The organism is Streptomyces sp. NBC_00234, from assembly GCF_036195325.1.
Classification (GTDB): Bacteria; Actinomycetota; Actinomycetes; order Streptomycetales; family Streptomycetaceae; genus Streptomyces.
Genome location: NZ_CP108101.1, coordinates 5635965 through 5654286, shown reverse-complemented (window position 1 = coordinate 5654286; position 18322 = coordinate 5635965). Strand labels below are relative to the sequence as shown.

12 protein-coding genes are annotated in these 18322 nt (G+C 71.2%); 7 read left to right on the top strand and 5 right to left on the bottom strand.

All coding sequences use genetic code 11. The features are described from left to right. The first annotated feature begins 27 nt into the window (after window positions 1-27). Window positions 28-2055 (top strand): M4 family metallopeptidase, encoded by a 2028-nt coding sequence (locus OG230_RS25020; protein WP_328905971.1) that lies wholly within the window; start codon window positions 28-30, stop codon window positions 2053-2055. Between the two features lie 109 nt (window positions 2056-2164). Here OG230_RS25020 and glgP read toward each other — a convergent pair whose 3' ends face one another. Then, window positions 2165-4849, bottom strand: coding sequence for an alpha-glucan family phosphorylase (glgP, locus tag OG230_RS25015; RefSeq protein ID WP_328905970.1), 2685 nt, complete (start codon window positions 4847-4849; stop codon window positions 2165-2167). A 678-nt stretch (window positions 4850-5527) separates the two neighbouring features. Here glgP and OG230_RS25010 point away from each other — a divergent pair. The 4 genes from OG230_RS25010 (at window position 5528) to glgB (ending at window position 13546) form a co-directional block, all read left to right on the top strand. Further along, window positions 5528-7579 carry an alpha-1,4-glucan--maltose-1-phosphate maltosyltransferase gene (locus OG230_RS25010; RefSeq protein WP_328905969.1) on the top strand — a complete coding sequence of 684 codons (2052 nt, stop codon included), beginning with the start codon at window positions 5528-5530 and terminating at the stop codon, window positions 7577-7579. After that, window positions 7576-9300: a maltose alpha-D-glucosyltransferase gene (treS, locus tag OG230_RS25005; RefSeq protein ID WP_328905968.1), complete on the top strand. Its 1725-nt coding sequence runs from the start codon at window positions 7576-7578 to the stop codon at window positions 9298-9300. Before OG230_RS25010 ends, treS begins: the two co-directional genes overlap by 4 nt. Window positions 9301-9527: 227 nt before the next feature. Beyond that, a complete protein-coding gene (locus OG230_RS25000) occupies window positions 9528-11060 on the top strand; it encodes a maltokinase N-terminal cap-like domain-containing protein (RefSeq protein WP_328905967.1) in 1533 nt (510 codons plus the stop codon). A 62-nt stretch (window positions 11061-11122) separates the two neighbouring features. Continuing rightward, on the top strand, window positions 11123-13546 hold the full coding sequence (gene glgB, locus OG230_RS24995; protein WP_328905966.1) for a 1,4-alpha-glucan branching enzyme: 2424 nt from the start codon (window positions 11123-11125) through the stop codon (window positions 13544-13546). 58 nt (window positions 13547-13604) lie between these two features. On the opposite strand, the gene OG230_RS24990 is transcribed toward glgB, so the two are convergent. After that, complete coding sequence (locus tag OG230_RS24990; RefSeq protein WP_443051365.1) at window positions 13605-14507, bottom strand: NAD(P)-dependent oxidoreductase; 903 nt, start codon at window positions 14505-14507, stop codon at window positions 13605-13607. A 174-nt stretch (window positions 14508-14681) separates the two neighbouring features. On the opposite strand from OG230_RS24990, the gene OG230_RS24985 reads away from it, so the two are divergent. Continuing rightward, a complete protein-coding gene (locus OG230_RS24985) occupies window positions 14682-15542 on the top strand; it encodes a TIGR04222 domain-containing membrane protein (protein WP_328905964.1) in 861 nt (286 codons plus the stop codon). Window positions 15543-15663: 121 nt separating this feature from the next. Here the strand turns inward: OG230_RS24985 and trxA are convergent, their stop codons facing one another. After that, complete coding sequence (trxA, locus tag OG230_RS24980) at window positions 15664-16005, bottom strand: thioredoxin (protein WP_328905963.1); 342 nt, start codon at window positions 16003-16005, stop codon at window positions 15664-15666. A 3-nt stretch (window positions 16006-16008) separates the two neighbouring features. Continuing rightward, complete coding sequence (locus OG230_RS24975; RefSeq protein WP_328905962.1) at window positions 16009-16413, bottom strand: MerR family transcriptional regulator; 405 nt, start codon at window positions 16411-16413, stop codon at window positions 16009-16011. 62 nt (window positions 16414-16475) lie between these two features. Between OG230_RS24975 and OG230_RS24970 the strand changes: the two genes are divergently transcribed. Continuing rightward, window positions 16476-16832 carry a hypothetical protein gene (locus OG230_RS24970; RefSeq protein ID WP_328905961.1) on the top strand — a complete coding sequence of 119 codons (357 nt, stop codon included), beginning with the start codon at window positions 16476-16478 and terminating at the stop codon, window positions 16830-16832. A gap of 79 nt (window positions 16833-16911) precedes the next feature. On the opposite strand, the gene OG230_RS24965 is transcribed toward OG230_RS24970, so the two are convergent. Continuing rightward, on the bottom strand, window positions 16912-18267 hold the full coding sequence (locus OG230_RS24965; protein ID WP_328905960.1) for a cation:dicarboxylate symporter family transporter: 1356 nt from the start codon (window positions 18265-18267) through the stop codon (window positions 16912-16914). Between the last annotated feature and the right edge of the window lie 55 nt (window positions 18268-18322).

Sequence of the window (18322 nt, the reverse complement as noted above, 5' to 3'; positions counted from 1 at the left end):
GATACCCCCCTCGCAGAAGGAGTCAGCGTGAGATCCACGCACAGCCGTCGTGCCACCGCGACCGGCGCTCTGATCGCCGCAGCAGCCATGCTCGCCGTCGGAATCCAGACCGGCACCGCCACCGCCACCCCCGGCAGTGGTCCCGTCGCCGCCCCGGCCGCCGCCAAGGCGGACCCGGGTTCGCTCCCCGCGCAGCTCTCGCCCTCGCAGCGCGCCGAGCTGCTCCGCGAGGCCAACTCCACCAAGGCGGCCACCGCCAAGCAGCTGGGCCTCGGCCCGCAGGAGAAGCTCGTCGTCCGCGATGTCGTCCAGGACCGCGACGGCACCACGCACACCCGGTACGAGCGCACCTTCGACGGCCTTCCGGTCCTCGGTGGCGACCTCGTCGTGCAGGAGACCGGTGCGGGCAAGACCGAGAGCGTCACCAAGGCGTCCAAGGCGACCACCGCCCAGCTGAAGGCCGTCGGCACCTCCGCGGACGTCGCGCCGGCCACCGCCGAGAAGCAGGCGCTGGGCGCCGCCAAGTCCGAGGGCTCGAAGGCGACCGAGGCCAGCAAGGCCCCGCGCAAGGTGGTCTGGCTGGCGAGCGGCACACCGCAGCTCGCCTACGAGACCGTCGTCGGCGGCTTCCAGCACGACGGCACCCCGAACGAGCTGCACGTCGTCACGGACGCCTCCAGCGGCGCGAAGCTCTACGAGTGGCAGGCCGTCGAGACCGGCACGGGCAACACCCAGTACAACGGCCAGGTCACGCTGGGCACCGCGCCCTCGTACACGCTGACCGACACCACCCGCGGCAACGGCAAGACGTACAACCTGAACCGCGGCACGTCCGGCACCGGAACCCTCTTCTCCGGCAGCGACGACATCTGGGGCGACGGCACCCCGCAGAACCTGGAGACCGCGGGCGCGGACGCGCACTACGGCGCGGCCGAGACCTGGGACTACTTCAAGACCGTGCACGGCCGCACGGGCATCCGCGGTGACGGTGTCGCCGCGTACTCCCGCGTCCACTACGGCAACAACTACGTCAACGCCTTCTGGCAGGACAGCTGCTTCTGCATGACGTACGGCGACGGTTCGGGCAACGTCAAGCCGCTGACCTCGCTGGACGTCGCCGCCCACGAGATGTCGCACGGCGTCACCGCCGCCACGGCCAACCTGGTCTACAGCGGTGAGTCCGGCGGCCTCAACGAGGCGACCTCCGACATCTTCGCCGCGGGCGTGGAGTTCTTCTCCAACACCACCGCCGACCCGGGCGACTACCTCGTCGGCGAGAAGATCGACATCAACGGCGACGGCACCCCGCTGCGCTACATGGACAAGCCGAGCAAGGACGGCGGCTCCAAGGACGCCTGGTACTCGGGCATCGGCTCGATCGACGTCCACTACTCCTCGGGCCCGGCGAACCACTGGTTCTACCTGCTCTCCGAGGGCAGTGGCGCCAAGACCGTCAACGGCGTCTCGTACAACTCGCCGACCTCCGACGGTCTGCCCGTGACCGGCATCGGCCGGGACAAGGCCCTGCAGATCTGGTTCAAGGCGCTCACCACGAAGTTCACCTCCACGACGAACTACGCCGCGGCCCGCACCGGCACCCTCGCCGTGGCCGGTGAGCTGTACGGCACGACCAGCGCCGAGTACAAGGCCGTGGCGGACGCCTGGGCCGGCATCGCCGTGGGCTCGCGCCCCGGTGGCGGCGGCGGTGGCACCGTCTTCGAGAACACCACCGCGGTCTCGATCCCGGACAACGGTGCGGCCGTCACCAGCACGGTCAACGTCACCGGCGTCACCGGCAACGCGCCGAGCGCCCTCCAGGTCGGCGTGGACATCACGCACACCTGGCGCGGTGACCTCGTCATCGACCTGGTCGCCCCCGACGGCACCGCGTACCGGCTGAAGAACTCCTCGTCGAGCGATTCCGCGGACAACGTGGTGACGACCTACACGGTCAACGCCTCGTCCGAGGTGGCGAACGGCGCCTGGAAGCTCAAGGTCCAGGACATCGCCGCGCAGGACACCGGCAAGATCAACAGCTTCAAGCTGACCTTCTGAGGTCGAGCGCGCTGAGCTGAGCCGAACCGAACGGCCCGGGAGGAGTTCACTCTCCTCCCGGGCCGTTCGCCGTTTCCTGCCGGGCCGGTGGTGCTCCCCGGCCGGACCGTCAGCGCAGCAGTACGCCCGCGCCGTCCACCGCGCCCTCGGCCGGCAGGGCGACCAGGCCGAGTTCCGCGCCGGAGGCCAGCAGCCGGTGCGCCGGCAGCACGCGCACGGTGTAGCCGTACGGTCCCGTGCGGTCGAGGGCGAGCGGGCCCTCGTAGAGCCAGCGGTCCTCCAGGTCGTGACCGCCGGCCGGCTTCAGCGGGAACGTCTGGGCGTCCGCGATCGCATCGCCGGAATCGACGCGCCCGGCGACCACCTGGACCTCGACGTCGTCCGGGTCCAGTCCGCCCAGGGCGACCCGCACCCGGAGCGACAGCGTGGAGCCCAGTTCCGCCGAGCCGCCCGTGACGGTGGCCGCCGACGCCTCCACGTGGTCGACGGCGACCCCGGGCCAGGCGGCCCGGACCCGGGCCTTCCACACCGCGAGTTCCCGCGCCGCCGCCGGGTCGAGGGAGCGCCGGGCCAGTGCGGCGGGGGCGTAGAGCCGCTCCACGTACTCACGCACCATGCGTCCCGCGAGCACCTTGGGTCCGAGGGTGACCAGAGTGCGGCGGACCATCTCGATCCAGCGATCCGGCATCCCCTCCCCGCCCCGGTCGTAGAAGCGCGGCGCGATCCGGTCCTCGATCAGCGCGTAGAGGGCGTTCGCCTCCAGCTCGTCGCGCCGGTCCTCGTCGGTGGCGGAGCCGTCGGCGGTGGGGATCGCCCACCCGAAGTCCGGCTCGTACCACTCGTCCCACCAGCCGTCCCGCACCGAGAGGTTGAGACAGCCGTTGAGCGCCGCCTTCATCCCGCTGGTGCCGCACGCCTCCAGCGGACGCAGCGGGTTGTTGAGCCAGACGTCGCAGCCCGGGTAGAGCTTCTGCGCCATGCCCATGCCGTAGTCCGGCAGGAAGACGATGCGGTGGCGCACCCGCGGGTCGTCCGAGAAGCGCACCAGTTCCTGCACCAGCCGCTTGCCGCCGTCGTCGGCAGGATGCGCCTTGCCCGCGACGACGATCTGGATCGGGTGTTCCGGGTGGAGCAGCAGCTCCGTCAGCCGGTCGCGGTCGCGGAGCATGAGCGTGAGGCGCTTGTACGAGGGCACACGGCGGGCGAACCCGATCGTGAGCACGTCCGGGTCCAGCACGCCGTCGATCCAGCCGAGTTCGGCCGTGCCCGCGCCGCGCCGCCGCCAGGAGGCGTACAGCCGCTTGCGCACCTCCGTGACCAGCTGTTCGCGCAGCACCCGGCGCAGGTCCCAGATCTCCCGGTCCGGGATGCCGGCCACGGCCTCCCACCGCCTGGGCGTGCCGGCGGGACGCCCGCCCGCTCCGCCGTCGGCGGCGCCTTCCACCGGCCCGCCGACGAGGGCGTCGCCGGCCCGGCCCGCGCCGACCTGTCCGGCACCGAGCCGGAAGACCTCCGGGGCCACCCAGGTCGGTGCGTGCACGCCGTTGGTCACCGAGGTGATCGGCACCTCGGAGGCGTCGAATCCCGGCCAGAGGCCGGAGAACATCTCCCGGCTGACGGCCCCGTGCAGGGTGGAGACGCCGTTGGCCCGCTGGGCGAGCCGCAGCCCCATGACGGCCATGTTGAAGAGGCCGGGTTCACCGCCCTCGTAGGTCTCCAGTCCGAGGCGGAGAATCCGGTCGACGGCGACGCCCGGCAGTTCGCCGTCGTCCCCGAAGTGCCGGGCCACCAGCTGGCGGTCGAAACGGTCTATCCCGGCGGGCACCGGGGTGTGGGTGGTGAAGACCGTACCGGCCCGCACCACTTCCAGGGCGGCGTCGAAGTCCAGCCCGGTCTCGGAAAGTTCCCTGATGCGTTCCAGACCGAGGAATCCGGCGTGCCCCTCGTTGGTGTGGAACACCTCGGGGTCGGCGGTCCCGGTCAGCCGGCAGTACGTCCGCACGGCGCGGACCCCGCCGATGCCGAGCAGCATCTCCTGGAGCAGACGGTGGTGGCTGCCACCGCCGTACAGCCGGTCGGTGACGTCGCGCTCGCCCGCCGCGTTCTCCTCCACGTCGGAGTCGAGCAGCAGCAGCGGTACGCGGCCCACCTGGGCCTGCCAGATGCAGGCGTGGAGCGAGCGCCCGCCGGGCAGGGCCAGCACCACCCGGCTGGGGGTGCCGTCGGTCTCCCGCAGCAGGGTGAGCGGCAGTTCGTTGGGGTCGAGGACGGGATAGTGCTCCTGCTGCCAGCCGTCGCGCGACAGGGTCTGGCGGAAGTAGCCGTGGCGGTAGAGCAGTCCCACTCCGATGAGGGGAACGCCCAGGTCACTGGCGGCCTTGAGGTGGTCGCCCGCGAGGATGCCGAGTCCGCCGGAGTACTGCGGCAGGGCCGCGGTCACACCGAACTCGGGCGAGAAGTAGGCGACGGCGGCGGGGAGTTCCGCGCCGCCGGCGAGCTGGTCCTGATACCACCTCGGGCCGTCTCGGTACTCCTTGAGGTCGTCGGAGACCTGGGTCAGCCGACGCAGGAACTCCTGGTCCCCGGCCAGCTCGGCGAGGCGTCCGGCGGACACGGCACCGAGGAGCCGGACGGGGTCGGCGTCCGCGGGCCGCCAGCCCTCGGGGTCGACGGCCTGGAAGAGCTCACGGGTCTCGGTGTGCCAGGACCACCGCAGGTTGCGGGCAAGGTCCTGGAGCGGTTGCAGGGAATCGGGGAGGACGGGACGCACGGTGAACCGACGAATGGCCTTCACGTATTCCACCTTTACAGGGGACGTACGAATCCGAGGGGACGCACCACGGTGTGCGCCCTCTCCGTCACCCTCGAAGGTAGCGGCGCGCCGCCGGACCCTGCCACGGCGCGCGACCGGCTCACCCGGTCCGGCGGACTCGTCCCGTCCGCACCCCCGCGCCCCGGCTCCTCCCCAGGCCCGGACACACCGGCGCCTCTCGCCCCGTCCGTACGACGTGCCCCACTCACCCCATGGGACCCGTTGGCCCAACACGCACGGATTCGCCCCAGTTGATATGGCCGATTCCGTACCGTCATGCGGCCTTGTGGCCCTCCGGAGCACAGGGAAGGCTTCCGTGTGACGGCCGGGGAGCGGCACACCGCCGCGGGGCACCCGGCAGCTACGACCGAGTAGTTAACACACCGCCGGATTGCCCACCCGAGAACCGTGGGCAGGCTTCCCCGGTACGCAGCCCCGGCAGTCCGTATCCGCGCACCGAATCGTGCGCGGATACCCCGCGCACCACCCATTCGAGTGCCATTCGAGTGAACGCGGACAGGAGCGGCCATGCCCACAACCAGCCAGTCGACAGCAGAGCGGCTACAAAGGACAAACCCCGACAACCGCGGCACGCCCGTACAGCTCTCCGCCACCCCGTCGCGCCCCGTGCCTCCCGAGCTCCAGCCCCCAGGTGATTCCATGATCGGTCGCATTCCCGTCCTCGACGTCCGCCCGCTCGTCGACTGCGGCAGAAGGCCGGCGAAAGCCGTCGCCGGTGAGACCTTCCAGGTCACCGCCACCGTCTTCCGCGAAGGCCATGACGCGGTGGCCGCCAACGTCGTCCTGCACGACCCCAGCGGACGCCCGGGGCCATGGACGCCGATGCGTGAACTGGCGCCCGGAACGGACCGCTGGGGAGCCGACGTCACCCCGTCGGCCGAAGGCAGCTGGACCTACACGGTGGAGGCGTGGAGCGACCCGGTCGCGACCTGGCGGCACGCGGCGCAGATCAAGATCCCCGCGGGCATCGACACCGAACTGGTCCTGGCCGAGGGCGCCGCGCTCTACGAGCGGGCCGCCGAGGACGTACCGAAGCAGGAGGGCCGGGAGGCGGTGCTCGCAGCGGCCGACGCCCTGCGCGACACCGCGCGCCCGGCGGCTTCCCGGCTCGCCGCGGCGCTCGCCCCCGCCGCCGACGAGGCCCTGACCCGCCACCCCCTGCGCGAACTGGTCACCGCCTCACGGCCGCTGCCCCTGACCGTGGAGCGCCGCCGGGCCCTCTACGGCTCCTGGTACGAGCTGTTCCCGCGCTCCGAAGGCGCCAGGACGGAGCAGATCAAGCCGCCGAAGGGCGCGAAGAAGGGCCGGACGGGCAAGGCCGCGAAGGCACAGCCGCCCGCCACCCGGATCATCAGCGGCACCTTCCGCACCGCCGCCGAGCGGCTGCCCGCGGTCGCGGCCATGGGCTTCGACGTCGTGTACCTCCCGCCGATCCACCCCATCGGCACCACCCACCGCAAGGGCGCGGACAACAGCCTCTCCCCCGGCCCGGACGACCCGGGCGTGCCCTGGGCGATCGGCTCGGCCGAGGGCGGCCACGACGCCGTCCACCCCGAGCTCGGCACCCTCGACGACTTCGACCACTTCGTCGAGACCGCCCGCACCCTGCGCATGGAGGTCGCGCTGGACTTCGCCCTCCAGTGCTCCCCCGACCACCCCTGGGTGACCGAACACCCGGAGTGGTTCCACCACCGGCCCGACGGCTCCATCGCCTACGCGGAGAATCCGCCGAAGAAGTACCAGGACATCTATCCGATCGCCTTCGACAAGGATCTGCGGGGGCTGGTCACGGAGTCCGTGCGCATCCTCCGGTTCTGGATGGACCACGGCGTACGCGTCTTCCGCGTCGACAACCCGCACACCAAGCCGGTGGTCTTCTGGGAGAAGGTGATCGGCGAGATCAACCGCACCGATCCCGACGTGATCTTCCTCGCCGAGGCGTTCACCCGCCCCGCGATGATGCGCACGCTCGCCGCGGTCGGCTTCCAGCAGTCGTACACGTACTTCACCTGGCGTAACACCAAGCAGGAACTCACCGAGTACGTCACGGAGCTTTCGGGCGACTCCGCCTCGTACATGCGCCCGAACTTCTTCGTGAACACCCCCGACATCCTTCCCGGTTACCTCCAGGACGGTGGTCGTCCCGCCTTCGAGACGCGGGCCGTCCTGGGCGCGACGCTCTCCCCGTCCTGGGGCGTGTACGCGGGGTTCGAACTGTGCGAGAACACCCCGGTGCGTTCCGGGAGCGAGGAGTACCTGCACTCGGAGAAGTACGAGATCAAGCCCAGGGACTGGGAGTCCGCGGAGCGCGAGGGCCGTTCGCTGGCCCCTCTGATCACCTCGCTCAACCGGATCAGACGACGCCATCCGGCGCTCCAGCAATTGCGCGACGTGCACTTCCACTCCGTCGACAACGAGGCGCTGATCGCGTACAGCAAGCGCTCGGGTTCGAACATCGTTCTGGTGGTCGTCAACCTCGACCCCCACCACACCCAGGAGGCCACGGTCTCGTTGGACATGCCACAGCTCTGCCTCGACTGGCATGAGCGCGTACCGGTGCGCGATGAGCTCACCGGCGACACCTATCACTGGGGCAGGACCTTCTATGTGCGTCTGGAGCCGGGTGTGACACCCGCGCACATCGTCGTTCTGCGACCGTCCCCGCCGACCGGAGGGTCACCCACACCATGATCGTCAACGAGCCCGTCCACGACACGTTCGAGGACACTCCCGCCAAGGACCGCGATCCCGACTGGTTCAAGCGCGCCGTCTTCTACGAGGTCCTCGTCCGGTCCTTCCAGGACTCCAACGGCGACGGCATCGGCGACCTCAAGGGCATCACCGCCAAACTCGACTATCTGCAGTGGCTGGGCGTCGACTGCCTCTGGCTGCCGCCGTTCTTCAAGTCGCCGCTGCGCGACGGCGGTTACGACGTCTCCGACTACACCGCCGTCCTGCCGGAGTTCGGTGACCTCGCCGACTTCGTCGAGTTCGTCGACGCCGCGCACCAGCGCGGCATGCGCGTGATCATCGACTTCGTCATGAACCACACGAGCGATCAGCACGACTGGTTCCAGCAGTCCCGCACGGACCCCGACGGGCCGTACGGCGACTACTACGTCTGGGCCGACGACGACAAGCAGTTCCAGGACGCCCGGATCATCTTCGTCGACACCGAGACGTCCAACTGGACCTTCGACCCGGTGCGCAAGCAGTACTACTGGCACCGGTTCTTCTCCCACCAGCCAGATCTCAACTACGAGAACCCGGCGGTCCAGGAAGAGATCATCTCGGCGCTGCGCTTCTGGCTGGACCTCGGCATCGACGGCTTCCGCCTCGACGCCGTGCCGTATCTCTACCAGCGCGAGAACACCAACTGCGAGAACCTCCCCGAGGCCCACGCCTTCCTCAAGCGGGTCCGCAAGGAGATCGACGCCAACTACCCGGACACCGTGCTGCTGGCCGAGGCCAACCAGTGGCCGGAGGACGTCGTCGACTACTTCGGCGACTTCCAGTCCGGCGGCGACGAGTGCCACATGGCGTTCCACTTCCCCGTGATGCCCCGCATCTTCATGGCCGTACGGCGCGAGAGCCGCTACCCGGTCTCGGAAATCCTGGCGAAGACCCCGGCGATCCCGAAGAACTGCCAGTGGGGGATCTTCCTGCGCAACCACGACGAGCTCACGCTCGAAATGGTCACGGACGAAGAGCGCGACTACATGTACGCGGAGTACGCCAAGGACCCGAGGATGCGGGCCAATATCGGCATCCGCCGCCGGCTGGCACCCCTCCTGGACAACGACCGGAACCAGATCGAGCTGTTCACGGCCCTGCTGCTGTCCCTGCCCGGCTCCCCGATCCTCTACTACGGGGACGAGATCGGGATGGGCGACAACATCTGGCTCGGCGACCGCGACGCCGTACGCACCCCGATGCAGTGGACCCCCGACCGGAACGCCGGCTTCTCCTCCAGTGATCCGGGGCGGCTGTACCTCCCCACGATCATGGACCCGGTCTACGGCTACCAGGTCACCAACGTCGAGGCGTCGATGGCCTCGCCGTCCTCGCTGCTGCACTGGACGCGGCGGATGATCGAGATCCGCAAGCAGAACCACGCGTTCGGAACGGGCTCGTACACGGAGCTGCCGTCCTCGAACCCGGCTGTGCTGGCCTTCATCCGGGAAGCTCCGCCGAACGGTGACGGCACCGACGATCTGGTGCTCTGCGTCCACAACTTCTCGCGGTTCGCACAGCCGACGGAGCTGGATCTGCGGGCGTACAACGGGCGTCATCCGGTGGAACTGATCGGCGGGGTGCGCTTCCCCGCCATCGGCCAGTGGCCCTACCTGCTCACTCTCGCGGGACACGGCTTCTACTGGTTCCGGCTGCGGAAGGACCCGCCCGTCGCCTGACGGAGCGTCGCTTCGTACGACCTCTCGCGGGGCGGTTTCCGCCGCCCCGCAGGGGGCACTCTCCCCCATATCGAGCCCTTCCGGGCTCCTCCGGTCCCTTCGGGACCAAAGATCGAGTCCGTACGGACCATCCTCTCCCGACACGTCCCGCACAGCCGGACAGCCATTGCCGCAATCCGGGACACTCTTCGCATCCTGTGGTGTGCCCGGGGAAAGGACGCGATGCCATGTCGGAGGCTGCATCCACTCGAGTCGCCACGTCGAAGAGTAAAACGAAGAGCACACGAACGAGCACGCAGCCACCTCCGCAGACGAGCCCCGAGGCGGTGACGGCGGACAGCGCCGCCACCGGCGCACCGGGGCAGACGTCCGGATGCGTGCCGACGAGTGCACCGGCCGGCCCTGTCGTCGGACCGGACCTCCTGCCCTCCCTCGCTCCCCTGCTCCATGCCTGGCTGCCCGGCCAGCGCTGGTTCGCGGGCAAGGGGCAGCCGGTCACCCGGTTCTCGCTCGTCTCGGCGACCGAGATACTGCCGGTGAGTACGTCCGGCACCGGTCCCGGACTCCTCCATCTGCTGGTCAGGGCCCATCAGCCCGGTCTGCCCGCGACGGCGCCGGGCGACTGCTATCAACTGCTGCTCGGGGTGCGGACCACGCTGCCGCCCCTGCTCGCCCCCGCCCTCATCGGCCGGATCCAGGAAGGTCCGCTGGCCGGCCGCGTCGTCTACGAGGGCCTGCACGACCCACGTGTCGCCGAACTTCTGCTGGAACGGTTCCGCCGTCCCGGCCCCCTCGGCCCGCTCCGCTTCGACCGGGGTGCCGCCGCGATCCCCGCCGGGCTCGCTCCCCGGGTGCTCGACGCCGAGCAGTCCAACTCCTCGCTCGTCTACGGCGACGCCTTCATCCTCAAGATCTTCCGCCGGGTCTTCCCGGGCACGAACCCCGATCTGGAGCTGCCGCTCGCGCTCACCCGCGAAGGCTGCGGGCGGGTGCCCGCCCCGGTCGCCTGGTTCGAGGCCACCACTCCGCAGCCGGTCACGCTCGGTGTCCTGCAGCCGTTCCTGCACGGCGCGCGGGACGGCTGGCAGCTCGCCCTCGGCGCACTCGCCGCGGGCCACGACTTCGTGCCGGAGGCCCGTGCGCTGGGACGGGCCACCGCCGAGGTGCACATCGCGCTGGCCGCGGCGCTCCCGACGCCCGCGCTGCGCCGCTCGCAGACCAGGCATCTCGTCGCCGGGATGACGGAGCGTCTGGAGGCCGCCGCCCAGGCGGTCCCGGCCCTCGTGCCGTACGTGTCCGGGCTGCGCGCCGCCTTCGACGCCGTCGCCGCGGTCGGTGACCGGGCCAGCGGCTGGGCGGCCCAGCGGGTCCACGGCGACCTGCATCTCGGTCAGACGCTGTGCGGCGAGGACGGTTTCTGGTCGCTGATCGACTTCGAGGGGGAGCCCGCCAGGCCCCTTCCGGAACGCCGCCGTCCGCAGCCGCCGGTGCGCGACGTCGCGGGCATGCTGCGCTCCTTCGACTACGCGGCACGCTCGCACCGCCCGTGGAACGCCGAGTGGGCGGCGCGCTGCCGCGCCGCGTACTGCGAGGGGTACGCGCAGGCCGCGGGCTCCGATCCGCGCAGCGAACCGGAACTGCTGCGCGCCTACGAGACCGACAAAGCGGTGTACGAGGTGCTGTACGAGGCACGGAACCGGCCCGACTGGCTGCCGGTCCCGATGGCCGCGATCCAGCGCCTGGCCACGGCGACCGACTGAACCACCCCGCCTCTCTTCCCCCTTCCCCTCCGCTTCTCTCCCCCTCCGAGGAGGCAGTCTCTGTGACCGCCCGCAAGCCGTCCCGCAAAACGTCGGACCCCATCGAGGTCCCGCCCGTCCAGCAGCCGGTGACCACCGAGGTCTCCGCCCCGGCCGCACCCGCCGTCCCCACGGCACCGGCCGCAACCGCGAGCGCGGCCCCCGCGGCCAGCGCGCCGCCGGCCAAGCGGACCCGGGCCAAGCGGACCGGCGCCACCCCGCCCCGCCCCCGGCGCGGTGGCGGCAGCAAGGGCGTCCTGCCCGCCGTCGCCATGGACGGCGGGGACCGGGCCCGGCTGCTCGCCGGTGAGCACCACGCCCCGCACGACCTGCTGGGCGCGCACCAGACCCGGGGCGGCGTGGAGTTCCGCGCGCTGCGCCCCTTCGCACGGTCGGTGACCGTGCTCGCCAAGGGTCTCCGGGCGGAACTCCACGAGGACGGCGACGGCTTCTTCTCCGGGGTCCTGCCGATGTCCGCCGTCCCCGAGTACCAGCTCGCGGTCGCCTACGAGGACAACGAGATCGAGGTCCACGACCCGTACCGCTTCCTGCCCGCGCTCGGCGATCTCGACCTGCATCTGATCGGCGAGGGCCGGCACGAGGAGCTGTGGACCGCTCTGGGCGCTCAGCCGATGGAGCACCAGGGGGTCACCGGTACCCGCTTCACCGTGTGGGCGCCGAACGCCCGCGGGGTGCGGGTCACGGGTGACTTCAACTACTGGGACGGCAAGGGCTTCCCGATGCGTTCGCTCGGCTCCTCGGGCGTGTGGGAGCTGTTCGTCCCGGCGGTCGGCGAGGGCACGCTGTACAAGTTCGACATCTGCCGCCCCGACGGCTCGCACACCCTGCGCGCCGACCCGATGGCCCGGCAGGCGGAGGTGCCTCCCGCCAATGCCTCGGTGGTCACGGCCTCGCACTACGAGTGGCAGGACGCGGACTGGATGGCGCACCGGGGCGACCGCCCGGTCCACGAGGCCCCGTTCTCGGTCTACGAGGTCCATCTGCCGTCCTGGCGACCGGGCCTGACGTACCGCCAGCTGGCCACCCAGCTGCCGGCCTACGTGCGCGATCTGGGCTTCACGCACGTCGAGCTGATGCCGGTCTCCGAGCACCCCTTCGGCGGCTCCTGGGGCTACCAGGTCACGGGCTTCTACGCCCCGACCTCGCGCATGGGAGGCCCGGACGACTTCCGTCACCTCGTCGACTCCCTGCACCGGGCGGGCATCGGGGTCATCGCCGACTGGGTACCGGCGCACTTCCCGCGCGACGACTGGGCACTCGCGGAGTTCGACGGCCGTCCGCTGTACGAGCACTCGGACCCGAACCGGGCCGCGCACCCCGACTGGGGCACGCTCGAATTCGACTTCGGCCGCAAGGAGGTCCGCAACTTCCTGGTCTCCAACGCCACGTACTGGTGCGAGGAGTTCCACATCGACGGCCTGCGCGTCGACGCCGTGGCCTCGATGCTCTACCTCGACTACTCCCGCGAGGACGGCGGCTGGTCGCCGAACGAGCGGGGCGGCCGGGAGAACCTGGACGCCGTCGCCTTCCTCCAGGAGATGAACGCGACCGTCTACCGGCGCAACCCCGGCGTCGTCACGATCGCCGAGGAGTCCACGGCCTGGGACGGCGTCACGCGCGCCACCCACCACGTCGGCCCCGGCGGCTTCGGCGGGCTGGGCTTCGGGCTGAAGTGGAACATGGGCTGGATGCACGACTCGCTCGACTACGTGTCGAAGGAGCCGGTGCACCGCAAGTACCACCACCACGAGATGACCTTCTCGATGGTGTACGCGTACAGCGAGAACTACGTCCTGCCGATCTCGCACGACGAGGTCGTGCACGGGAAGCAGGCCCTGGTCAGCAAGATGCCGGGTGACTGGTGGCAGCAGCGCGCCAACCACCGCGCCTACCTCGGCTTCATGTGGGCCCACCCCGGCAAGCAACTCCTGTTCATGGGGCAGGAGTTCGCCCAGGGTGCGGAGTGGTCCGAGGGGCACGGCCCGGACTGGTGGCTGCTCGACCCCTCGTACGAGGCGTCGGCCGACCACCGCGGCGTACGCACGCTGGTGAGTGATCTCAACGCGGTGTACGGGGCCGTGCCCGCGCTCTGGCAGCGCGACACCGTGCCGGAGGGGTTCGTCTGGGTCGACGGGGACGCCTCCGAGGACAACGTGTTCGCGTTTCTCCGCTACGACGCCGACGGTTCGCCGCTGCTGGCGATCTCGCACTTCTCGCCGGTGGTGCGCCACGACTACCGCATCGGCGTACCGGAGGGCTTCGAGAGCTGGGTCGAGGTCCTGAACACCGACTCGGCCCGCTACGGCGGCGGCGACGTACGCAACGAGGAGCCGCTGAAGCCGGAGGCCGTGGCCTCGCACGGCAGGCAGTCCAGTGTGCTCCTGACCCTGCCGCCGCTGGCCACGGTGTACTTCCGGCCGGCCTGACCGTCCGGTCCCGCACCCGGAGAGGGGGCCCGCACCGCGTCCGCCGGTGCGGGCCCCTTCACGCGCCGCCCAGGGCCTCGACCGTGCTCGCCCAGGAGTCACGGCCGTGGCCCCGCGCGATCGCCCGGTCGGAGACCGCCTTCACCGCCTCCAGCTGGGCCGCGTCCAGGCCGTGCCGGTGCGCGGTGTGCAGGATGTGGTCGAGGCTCGCGGTCATCATGGCGAGGTTGGCGCCCGCCCCGTCGTACGTCCGGGAGTCGATGTCCGCGGCCGTGGACGCCGCGATCGGCGGCAGGATGCCGGCGATCGTGTTCAGGTACGGCGCGAGTGCCGCGGCCTCCACCCCCTCGGCGCGGGCCAGCGCGAAGGCGTGCACCAGGCCGCCCATGGCGCCGTAGAAGAAGTCGAGCATCGCCATGTCGTAGGCGGCGGCCAGCCCGTGGTCCTCGCCGAGGAAGGCGGCGGGCGTGCCGAGTGCCTTGAGGACGGACTCGTGGCGCTCGTACGCCGCCCGGGCCCCGGCGTAGAAGATCAGCGCCTCCGGTCCGCCGATGACGGGGACTGGCACCATGATCGCGCCGTCGAGGTAGTCGACGGAGTGGGACGCGGCCCAGGCAGCCGCGTCCCGGGCGCGCTCCGGGGTGTCGGAGGTGAGGTTGACCAGGACCCGCCCGGCCAGGGCTTCCGCCAGCGGATCCAGGATCTTCTGCGCGGCGTCGTAGTCGACCACGCAGACCACGACGAGACCGGCGGCCCGGACGGCCTCTTCGGCCGACCCGGCGCGGTGCGCGCCACGGGCGACGAGTGCGTCGTCCCGGCCCGCGGAACGGTTCCAGACAGTGAGGGGATGGCCGGCGTCCAGGAAGGCCCCGGCAAGGGCCTGCCCCATCGCTCCGAGACCGATGACCGTGACAGGAGTGGCGGAACTGTTCGTGTGCGTCGTCATGGACACCATGGTCATCGCGGCAACGGCCCCCGCCAAGAACACACTTATTTGTCAGATACCCCCCGCGAGGTAAGCAAGGACGCCTCCCTGTGGGTCCTGAACCTCTGAACAAGCTCTGAAATATGCCCTGTTGCGCTTCGCGGGCCCGCATCCGGAGATACCCCTCGCAGACAGACACCGGGGGATGCCATGTGGACCGTTCTCATCCGTATCGACGTGGTGGTCACGCTGACCGCCTGCGCCGGCTCGCTCGCGCTCTCCGGCCGCCGCCCGTGGCGCGCCCGCCATCCGGCGCTCGGCCCCTACGAGCTGGCGTATCTGGCGGGCGGCCCGCAGCGGGTGGTGGAGGCGGCGCTGTACACCCTGTGGGGCGCGGACTCGCGCTTCACCGCCGGCGCAGCCGGCCGGCTGCGGCTCGGCCCGCCGCGCCCGGACACCGGAGCCCCCGTGGAGCGCGCGCTCGTCGAGGCGTGGCACGCCGCCGGCGGCGGCTCCCCGGCCCGGCTGCGGGCACGGGGCGCGCGGAGCGACGCCGTGCGGGAGGTCGGCGACCGGCTCGTCGCGTACGGGCTGGCGCCCCGCCCGCGGCGGACGGGGGCCCGACGGGCCGCGGCGCATCTGCTGACCGCGGCCGTGTGCGCGACGGCCGCGCTCACCGTGGCCACGGAGGTCCGGGCCGCCCCGCACCTGCGCGCCCTGCTCCTCCTGGGCGGCACCGCCCTGCTCGTGCGCGTGCTGTGCCCGGCCCGCAGCCTCCGCACCCCGGCGGGCCGCCGCCGTCTCGCAACGGCCCGCCGGACCGCACCCTGGGCCGGCGGGGAGCTCGGAGCCGTCGTCCTCGACGGGCACAGCGGGCTCCCGGACACCCCCGGAGGCTCCCGGCGGCGCGGTGGTCCCGGCGGCCTGCCGTCGATCGGACGGCAGCTGAGGAAGATGGGCAAGGCGCTGGAGCGGGAGGAGGACAGGCACTCCGACCAGACCCCGGACAGCACGGGCGGCCACCACCACGGCTGCGGCTCCGGGGGCGGCTGCGGAGGCGGCAACGACTGATCCGGGCCGGTCCCCCGCTGCCGCCGGCGCGTTCCCGGCCACGACGACGATCGCGCGGCTCACCACCCCGGCCGCCGTGATCGCCGCCTCGGGGAAGCGGCGCTGCGCCCCACCAGCCGGCTCACGCCGTCGTGAACACGTCCTCCAGTTCCTGGAGGAGCTTGCGCTTGGGGCGGGCGCCCACCATCGACTTCACCGGTTCGCCCGCGTGGAAGACCATCAGGGTCGGCATCGACAGCACCGCGTACCGCGAGGTGATGCCCGGGTTGGCGTCCACGTCGAGCTGGACGACCTTGAGCCGGCCGCTCTCCTCCGACGCCACGGCGCTGAGCACCGGGGCGAGCTGGCGGCAGGGGCCGCACCAGTCGGCGGTGAACTCCACCAGGACCGGGAGGCCCGCTCCCAGGACCTCCTCGTCGAAGGTCGCGTCGGTGACCTCAAGAACACCTTCTGCGTGAATCATTCGTCATCCTCCCAGTTCGCAACGTGGTTCGGGTCCGCCTGGCAGGTCGGCCGACGCCTCCAGCTCGGCGCGGGCCAGCTGTGCGCCCACTTCCGCCCTGACCGTCTGCAACTGCTCGATGAGCGTGTCGAGTTCACCGAGTTTGCGGCGGTAGACGGCGAGGGAGGCGGGGCATGCGTCGCCGGCCGGATGACCCGCGCGCAGGCACTCGACGAACGGGCGGGTCTCCTCCAGGTCGAAACCGAAGTCCTGGAGGGTCCGGATCTGCTGGATCATCCGCAGATCGTCCTCGTCGTACGTGCGGTAGCCGTTCACCGCCCGCCGTGCGTGCAGCAGCCCGCGTGACTCGTAGTAGCGCAGAGTCCGCGTGGTCGTTCCGGCCCGTTCTGCCAGCTCCCCGATTCGCATGTCCCGACCGTAATCCTTGACGCGGACGTCAAGGCAAGGTGTGGGTGCGTACGCTCGCCTCCATGAACGCGTTGCTGCCGCTCCTCGTGCTCGCCGGCGCCCTGGCCGCGGTGCTGGGCTGCCTCACCTGGCTGGCCGTCCATGTGCGACGGCGCGGTACGGCCGGTGCCGGGATCAGCGCGGCACTGGCCTCGTACGACGAGGCGTTCCGCGCGACGGCGCACGAGTCGCACCACGAGATCCAGGCGCAGGCCCGGCGCAAGGATCCGCTGCCGGCGCCGGACGGGCACTGGAAGGGGCGCGCGGAGCGCGCGGCCGGGCAGGCGGCGGACGGCGGGCGTTCGCTCCGGTCGCGCCCTCGCCGCCGCGGTCGCCGGGCTCCGCGGCGGCTGGTGGACCGGCTGAGGCGGGGGCGCTGAGGTCCCGGAACGCGGACGCGGCCGGTACGGGGGTTCCCGCACCGGCCGCGGAAGCATGATCCGGCGGCGCTCCTTGATCTCAGACCTTCGCGGGCACCTCGCCGCCCTCGCGGGGCTCGGGGATCGCGCTCTCCACCGGAACGTCGTCCGTCAGGGTCTTCTCGTCGAACGGGACCCGGCCGGCGAGGACTTCACCGACGCGCTCCTTGTCGATCTCCTTGGTCCAGGTGCCGACCAGGACCGTGGCGACCGCGTTGCCCGCGAAGTTCGTCAGGGCGCGGGCCTCGCTCATGAACCGGTCGATGCCGACGATCAGGCCGACGCCGTCGACCAGTTCGGGGCGGTGCGACTGGAGGCCGCCCGCGAGGGTGGCGAGGCCGGCGCCGGTGACGCCCGCCGCGCCCTTCGAGGCGATCACCATGAAGACCAGGAGCGAGATCTGCTCGCTCGCCGTCAGCGGGTCGCCCATGGCGTTGGCGATGAAGAGCGAGGACATCGTGAGGTAGATCGCGGTGCCGTCGAGGTTGAAGGAGTAGCCGGTCGGCACGGTGATGCCGACGACGGGCTTGCTGATGCCCAGGTGCTCCATCTTCGCGATGAGCCGGGGCAGGGCCGACTCCGAGGAGGAGGTGGACAGGATCAGCAGGAACTCGCGGCCCAGGTACTTCAGGAGCGACAGCAGATTGACCCCGGCGACGAGCCGCAGGATCGTGCCGAGCACAACGAAGACGAACAGCGCACACGTGACGTAGAAGCCGATCATGATGATCGCCAGGGACTTCAGCGCGTCCAGGCCGGTCTCGCCGACCACCGCGGCCATCGCGCCGAACGCGCCGACCGGAGCGGCCCACATGATCATGGCGAGGATACGGAAGACCAGCCGCTGGATGTGGCCGATGCCGCGCAGGACCGGCTCGCCGGCCGCGCCCATCGCCTGGAGCGCGAAGCCCGCGAGCAGCGCGATCAGCAGCGTCTGGAGCACCTCGCCGCCGGTGAAGGCGGAGACCATGGTGGTCGGGATGATGCCGAGCAGGAAGTCGGCGGTCGTCTCGCCGGCGCCCTCCGCCTGCGCCTCACCGGCGGCGCGGGCCGCCTCGGTGATGTGCAGACCGGAGCCGGGCTCCAGGATGTTGCCGACGATCAGGCCGATGGCCAGGGCGACCGTCGACATCACCAGGAAGTAGCCGAGGGCGAGCCCGCCGACGGCGCCGACCTTGGCGGCCTTGCGTACCGAGCCGACGCCCAGCACGATCGTGCAGAAGATGATCGGCGAGATCATCATCTTGATCAGGTTCACGAAGCCCGTACCGATGGGCTTGAGCTCCACGGCCACCCCGGGGGCCACGAAGCCCACGAGAATGCCGAGAACCACGGCTCCGATCACGGCCAGGTAGAGATAATGGGTCCGGTCCCGCCTTGCGGCTGCAGCTGCCACGGGGGCCTCCTCGGCTGATGTCGCGGTCGCTCCCCCGTCCCTGGGGGCCTCGGCG